The following is an 8,572-nucleotide window of genomic DNA, read 5'->3' as shown; positions in this document are numbered from 1 at the left end:
TCTGATGATTTCATAGACCTGGGAGCAGGGCCACTTTTGAAGAGATAATTGATGAAATAGATTACGTCAGGAACATTCACATAACCATCATAATCTATGTCTCCCGGATTACATCTTATTTTGGGCGCAGATCCGTTCTTGAATAGATAATTAACCAGGTAAACTATATCCGATACCGTAGTAACACAGTCAGCATTGATATCACCGGCCGGGGGCGGAACTGGTTCCGGGCCATTTTTAAAAATAAAATTAACTAGAAAGATGACGTCATTAGTATTTATTTTCCCGTCTCCATTTACATCACCCTCTTTACCAGAAGGAGGAATAACCGGACGAGGCATTACCTTTATCTGAACCATGTCAGTATCAGCCAACCCTGTCCCATCGTTTACTATGAAGGTATCAGTATAAGGAGAGTTCTGAGTATCTGCCGGGACTGGTACCCAAGTAAAGAATCCGGTATCAGGTGATGGATGGGGCACAGTATAAAAATCACCCACTCCAATTTTACTAATGGTCAGAATATCCAGAACGTCCCCATCTGTGGCAAAGACTTTGAAGCGCAAGGTATCACAAAGAGTATCACAAAAAACTTGCTGTATACCAGGAACCGTGATAGTAGGAGCAGTGCTTATAGTGAAATTAGCATCGCTCATATCTGAGGGTATTCCAGTGGCTGTGTCTGAGATTTTTACCCTGGCCTGAGTTGTAGGTGTGTTGGGTATTGTCCAGGGATGAACCCCATCATCGGGAGTACTGGGAACGATTGTATTCCAGGTTGAACCGGCATTAGTGGAATATTCTATTTTTACGTTATTGCTGAAGTTCTGAGAGGTCCAGGTGATATCGTTCGTACTTCCCACCCTCCAGTTTTCCCCACCATTAGGAGAATTGACTGAAATGCTGGGAGTTACCGGGTTACCCAGACAACCTTTGACAAAAGCAGGCACGAATCCTATCGAGGTAGCTGAAGGCACAAGCTCTAAGCCTGCGCTGCCTCCCGTGACAGGCCACTGGGTACTATCTACTGGCACGTATTTGGTTGAATCCCAGCCAGCACCGGTACTGAAGTACAATTTAGCCACGATTCCATTTCCTGCTGTCAACCCTGTTCCAAACCAGATCCCGAATATCTGTAATCTGTGTTTATTATTTTGAATGCATTCAGGACAGTAGGATTTATCGCTCTTCAAAGTTGCACCTGCAGCCCTTGTACCAACAAAACTTATCGAATCGCAGGTGACATCCAGAGTGCTGGTGGTATCCGGAAATACCAGTGGGATGGTGAATGCACCCAACTCTTCATCGTTAGTTATATAGACGTTTACAACTACATGGGAATTAGGTGTAACCTTGTTCAGACACTCTACTCTGACTGTATCTGGGACGCCCGCATCCTGAGCCATCGCCAAAATGGGAATCAGAATAAGCAGTAGTGCCCCAAAAAGTGTCCCGCATTTCTTCATTTAAACCTCCTTGTTATGTTTTCAAAATTGTGTCATTAATGAAGGAAAGTTTTAAGTTTTCAAATTTATCAAAAAAAAAGGTGATAAAAATCCGGTTCAATTTCTTATGGATCAAATTAAGCTAAAGTATAAATTTTGTCAAGTATTATTTCATTTACAATTCGAATGGAATTCTAAACTGGAAAACTTTTTGTTATTTATCTAAGGTATTTACAGTAATTTTTTGAAATTTGAATCCAGTCTCGACTCTTTGACTCGGTACTATCTTCTAAGAAAGTCGATTTTTACATTGGAACACTTTCGGAGACATTCCTAAGTTTATGGTTTCTAACAGCTTATAGTCCAATAAAACTAATATAAAAAAATTTAGAAAAACAAAAATAGTCCTTGACAAAAAAATATAGGAGTTTATATTGTAACTGAAATAGTTAGAAAGATTTACCCCTTCTAACACACATAGAATTTCTTCAAAAAGATTACCAGAAAATTAGGGTGTTTTTTTGTCTTTTTTTTCAAGAGGATAAAAGTATAATCAGGATTGTTAAAATTTTGAACAACCATTGTTAGTCGTTGACTTGAAATATTTTTCAGCTTTTGTGATTAGAATTGCATAACAAATATTTTGAAATTATGATGGCTTTCGAAATAGGCAGTATCTTCTTAATTGTCAAATGGATATGCAGGTGGGAAAATCTCTCATTTTGCTTTTCAAATGGGCACTTAAATTGCGATAATTCACAATATTGGATGATATATAAACATAAAGACAAGGGGAAAACAACATGAAGAAATGGCTAAAGCTTTTAAGCCTTGCCATCTTTTTGACTTTAATAACCTCAATAATAGCCAATGCCTACTATTGGCCACCTTCAAATATCCCACCTGGTCCTCCGCCTAACTATACCCAGATCGATACGACTTATTTTATGGGTGCACCTGGTTCACTCAAGTGTCCTCCAGACACCGGCAAAGTGTTTATCTGGTATGCTAATGGCTTATGGCAGATTGCGAACCGTGTTTTCTCTGAAAATTCCTGGGAACAGTATCACGCCTACATTTTAGTGCGTATGGATCAGCCGCCGACTCCTAATGTAAACGTTTTTACTGAGCACTTTGACCTTTCCAACTCCACTAGTCCAGGCAACTGTTACAAGGAGAATGACAGGTGGGGCTGGAAGCCATGGGGAGGTAATCTATATGAGATTTGGTGGGATGTATCCACGCGTGAGTGGCATGAAGGGGATGGAAGCATAGAAGCTTTTATGAAGTTTAAAATTGCCGGTTGCGCTGTTGATTTTAACATCTGGTCCAGCGGGCACAACGGTTATTTTACAGCTGACATGATTTGCCTTGGTGCTAACGGAAAACCGCTCACAACTATTCCTGAATTTTATGATTACTTCCCGGGGATTTCTGATCCCTATCAGTCTCAAGCCGGAAATTCTCCAGGTAATGACCCAAACGTTACGATCTTTACCAAAAAAGACGACGTACTACGGGCATATAATAAGCTCGGGCTTATCAGTGCAACGGTTAGTTACCCGTGCGATCCCTACAAAACTTTTGGCAACTATGGTCCAAGATATAGCGGAACTTTTGCCTATGAAGGAAATGGAGTACAGTTTTCCACCAAGTGCGTAGAAGCGCTGAATCATAATCCCAACCTTATATTACCCGAGGATCCCGTTTTACTAGTTGGAGAAGGAAGCTCTGTTTACGTTCCGATTTTTGCCTCTGATCCGGATCCTGAAGATACAATAACTATACAGAAGATTTTCGGAGCAGGTATTTATACCCCGAAAACCGGCCCAACTCCTATCAGCGATACAATGTCTTTTGTACCGGACACAAGTGGACGATACAAGTTCATCTTCAAAACCACGGATAACCATGGATTAACCAATTATGATACCACCTATTATACCATTACTATAAACACTCCTCCGGTAGTTTCGGCACCTGATTCTTCCAAGTTCTTATGCAATCCTGATACCATCCGGTTTAACGTTAGTGGAACAGATACCGATCCCAATGATACTTTAAAGTTGGAATTAATCTCCAGTCCTGGTATCTTCACCACTGTGAATGGTCCTTCTCCGGTGAGTGGCACTTTGAAGTATTATGTAACCGCCACTGGAACTTATAATTTCATTTTCAAAGTAACAGACAAGTATGGAGCAGTAGATTATGATACTGCCTCCTGGTTTGTGATAAAGGATGCCACTACACCGGTAGTAACTGCTCCTGATTCCAGCAAGACCTTGTGTGGACCCGACACCATAAGGTTCACCGTTAGTGCTACAGATGCTAATCCTTATGATACTTTAAAATTATACAAGTATTCTGGACCAGGGACCTTCTATCCAGACACCGTTAAAGGTAATCCGCCTTTATCTGGTGAGCTGAAATATTATGTGACTGCCAGCGGGACTTATAATTTCATCTTCAAGACGATGGACAAGTGCGGCAGGTATGATTTTGACACAGCCACCTATGTCATCAATATGAACACCCCGCCAGTGGTCACTGCACCTGATTCATCCAAGTTCTTCTGCGGACCTGATACTATAAGGTTCACAGTTACTGCTACCGATCCGAACTCTGGCGATACTTTGACCTTGTCCGGTCCAGGGATAGCAACTCCGATCAAGGGACTTTCTCCTTTATCTGCCAATATTAAGATTTATGTCAGTTCAGCCGGGACTTATAATTATATCTATACAGTAAGTGACAAGTGCGGCGCTTCAGATGCTGATACTGCCACTTGGACAATAACTATGAACTCACCGCCTGTAGTCACTGCACCGGACAACAGCAAGTTCATCTGCAGTCCTGGGGATAGTGTTAACTTCAGTGTCAGCGCTACAGATCCAAATACTGGACAGAACTTAACATTGGAGAAGACTTCAGGTCCAGGCAGTTTTGCTACAGTCAACGGTGCCTCTCCTTTAAGCGGCATCCAGAAGTGGGCACCTACAACAGCAGGCACTTATAACTTCATTTATAAAGTTACTGATGCTTGCGGTACAGTAGATTATGACACAGCTACCTGGGTGATAACTTTCAATACACCACCAGTAGTCTCAGCTCCGGATTCAAGTAAGTTCCTATGCAATCCTGACACTATTAGGTTTAATGTCAGTGCTACAGATGCAGATCCCAATGATACTCTAAAGTTAGAATTAGTTTCCAGCCCTGGCATTTTCTCTACTGTTACCGGACCTTCTCCTGTAAACGGAACCCTGAAATATTATGTTACCGCCACTGGAACTTATACCTTTATCTTCAAGGTAACTGACAAGTGTGGAGCGGTAGATTATGATACGGCCTCCTGGTTTGTGATAAAGGATGCTACCACACCAGTGGTTACCGCTCCTGATTCCAGCAAGACCTTATGTGGTCCCGACACCATAAAGTTCACTGTTAGTGCCACTGATGCTAATCCTTATGATACTTTGAAATTATACAAGTATTCTGGACCAGGGACCTTCTATCCAGACACAGTTAAAGGTAATCCGCCTTTATCTGGAACGTTGAAATATTATGTGACTGCCAGCGGGACATATAATTTCATCTTCAAGGCAATGGATAAGTGCGGCAGGTATGATTTTGACACAGCCACCTATGTCATCAATATGAATACTCCGCCGACTGTCACTGTACCTGATTCATCCAAGTCCTTCTGTGGACCTGATACTATCAGATTCACAGTCACAGCCACTGATCCGAACACAGGTGATACCTTAACCTTATCAGGGCCAGGGATAGCTACTCCAATCAAGGGACTTTCACCGCTGTCCGCTAACATTAAGATCTATGTTAGTTCAGCGGGGACTTACAATTATATCTATACAGTAAGTGACAAGTGTGGCTCTTCTGATGCAGATACTGCTACCTGGACGATTACCATGAACTCACCGCCTGTAGTCACTGCACCGGACAACAATAAGTTCATCTGCAATCCAGGGGACAGCGTTAACTTCAGTGTTAATGCAACAGATCCAAATACCGGACAGAACTTGACCTTACAGAAGACCTCAGGCCCTGGCAGTTTTGCTACAGTCAATGGAGTTTCGCCTTTAAGCGGAACCCAGAAGTGGGCACCTACATCCTCTGGCACTTACAATTTCATCTATAAGGTAACTGATACTTGTGATGCAGTGGACTATGATACAGCCACGTGGACAATTACTATTAACTCGGCACCTACAGTTACCGCACCAGATTCATCCAAGTCCTTCTGTGGACCAGATACCATCAGGTTCACCGTTACCGCCACTGACCCGAACTCTGGTGATACCTTAACCCTGTCCGGTCCTGGGATACCTTCACCAATCAAGGGACTTTCACCTTTGTCAACCAATATTAAGATTTATGTCAGTTCAGCCGGGACTTATAATTATATCTACAGCGTGACTGATAAGTGCGGCGCCTCAGATGCTGATACTGCTACCGGGACCATTACTATGAACTCACCACCTGTGGTCACTGCACCTGATTCCAGCAAGTTCTTCTGTGGACCTGATACTATCAGATTCACAGTTACAGCCACTGATCCGAACTCAGGTGATACCTTAACCCTGTCCGGTCCTGGGATACCTTCGCCAATCAAGGGACTTTCACCTTTATCCGCTAACATCAAAATCTATGTCAGTTCAGCCGGGACTTATAACTATATCTATACTGTAACTGACAAGTGCGGTGCTTCGGATGTGGATACTGCTACCTGGACTATTACCATGAATTCAGCTCCTACAGTCACTGCTCCTGACTCCAGTAAATTCTTCTGCGGACCCGATACCATCAGATTCAGGGTTACAGCTAATGACCCGGATGCAGGTGATACCATAACTTTATCTGGTCCAGGGATACCTGTTCCAATTAAAGGGGTCTCCCCTGTTTATGCAGATGTTAAATTTTATATCAGCTCAGGTGAAACTTATAAATATGTCTACCAGGTAACCAATCACTGCGGGTCTGCAGTCTATGATACTGCTACCTGGACTATTACCATGAACTCACCACCTGTGGTCACTGCTCCCGATTCAACTAAATCTTTCTGTGGACCAGATACCATCAGGTTCACAGTGACCGCCACTGATCCGAACTCAGGTGATACCTTAACCCTGTCCGGTCCTGGGATACCTTCACCAATCAAGGGACTTTCACCTTTGTCAACCAATATTAAGATTTATGTTAGCTCTGCAGGAACTTATGGCTACATTTATACTGTAACAGATAAATGTGGTGCCTCAGATGCTGATACTTCTACCTGGGTGATTAGCATGAACACTCCCCCAATCGTAAATGCTCCGGATTCGACCAAAAAACTCTGTCAGCCTGACACCATAAGATTCAATGTCACAGCCACAGATGCTCAATCCGATTCCATAACCTTAGAAGGTCCTGGAATATCACCGTCGAAGAAAGGCGTTTCTCCCTTATCTGCTCAGGTGAAATTCTACATCTCAACTGCTGGCACCTATACTTATATCTATAAGGTAACAGATGCTTGCGGGGCAGTGGATTATGATACCGCGGTCTGGAACGTAAGCATCAATCATCCTCCAGTTGTAATTGCCCCGGATTCAAGTAAATCTCTCTGCTCCCCGGATACCATAAGATTCTGTGTGACAGCTAACGATCCAGATGTGGGAGACACTCTTATCTTGGAAGGGCCAGGGATTCCCTCACCCAAGACCGGGATTACAAATGTCTCAGCATGTGTCAAATTCTACCTCAGCTCGTCTGGAACCTATAATTATGTATACAAAGTAACCAATGGTTGTGGGGCTGTGGATTATGATACCGCCACCTGGACAGTCACCATTAATAGCCCGCCGACACTTAGTCTACCACAGTCCATAACTGCTTGCTTGGGTGACACAGCGAGGCTGACCGTGACCGGAACCGATCCAGATAACAACTATAATATCACTTTAGAGAAGCTGTCAGGAGTGGGCAACTTCATCACCCTTAATGGAAAACCACCGTTGTCTGGTAGCTGGACCTGGGTACCAGGAGCTTCTGATACTCTTTCCAACCCTCATCTGGTAGTTTTCAAGGTAACTGATAACTGCGGAATCTCTGTGCTTGATTCGGTCTACGTGGTAGTCCAGAACTGCGCCTGCGATATCTTTGTGAAGATCGGAGAAGATAGCTGCGCCAACCCCGGAGATACAGTCTCAATACCGATTCTGCTCAAGACCTCAGTTCAAATAGGTGGATTCGATTTAAGGATTGAGTTTGATCCCACGGTGTTATCTTTTATGAAGGTCACCCGTGGCAGCGGGCTTCCTTCTGGCTGGGAGTACTTCACCTACAGACAGCTCCCTTGTCCTATGTGTGGATGCTGTAAGTACAAACTTCTTCTCTTAGGCATCTACGACTTGAAGAATACGCAAGCAGGAGTCCCCATTGAGCCCAGCTCGGATTATATAGAGGTGGCCAGAGTCAAATTCCAAGTTGCCTCTAATAATAACCTGAGAGGATTCTTCGCCAATGTTTGTTTCGAATGGGATCAGGGCAACTGCACTCAGAACTCATTCACAGATGTAAGTGGTTATAAGTTGTATGTATCTTCTAACCCGGATCAATTCAGTTATGCCGATTGCGATACACAGTTCCACGCTGGAAACGAGGTTTCAAACCGGGTCTGCTTCGAGGATTGCGGAGGGATTCAGATTTGCACTACGGGTGAGAAGAAGAGAGGAGACATCAACCTCAACTTGATAACTTATGACCCAGGTGACGTAGTTCTGTTCTCCAGCTACTTCATCAGAGGCACCAGCGTGTTCACCATCGATCCTCCGGTTCAGATTGCCAACACCGACATCAATGCTGACGGATTCCCGCTCTCCTTGAGCGATTTCGTCCTGATGCTGAGGATTATGGTTAACGATGCTACCGCGATACCGAAGCCAACTCCAGGTTCAGATTTAGCCACCATCTATATGATAGGTGACAAAGTCTCTACCAATGCCAATCTGGGTGCTGCTCTGTTTGTGTTCGAGGGAGATGTGAAGGTTAGCACCGACCTGAAGAACGAGCAGGGTGTGGTAAACAACCAGACCAGAGTATTGGTCTACATGTCCGGTTCTGGCATG

At 43.7% G+C, this 8,572-nt stretch carries 2 protein-coding genes; one reads left to right on the top strand and one right to left on the bottom strand.

Features of this window, described 5'->3' with window-relative positions; translation table 11 throughout:
• Positions 1–1,466: dockerin type I repeat-containing protein (locus MUP17_00900; protein ID MCJ7457533.1), on the bottom strand; the 1,466-nt coding region annotated here is incomplete at its 3' end.
• Between the two features lie 782 nt (positions 1,467–2,248).
• On the opposite strand from MUP17_00900, the gene MUP17_00895 reads away from it, so the two are divergent.
• On the top strand, positions 2,249–8,572 hold a 6,324-nt coding region (locus MUP17_00895), incomplete at its 3' end, for a cohesin domain-containing protein (GenBank protein ID MCJ7457532.1).

The sequence above is a fragment of the Candidatus Zixiibacteriota bacterium genome, from assembly GCA_022865345.1.
Lineage (GTDB): Bacteria > Zixibacteria > MSB-5A5 > MSB-5A5 > RBG-16-43-9 > RBG-16-43-9.
This window is presented reverse-complemented; position numbering and strand designations above follow the sequence as displayed.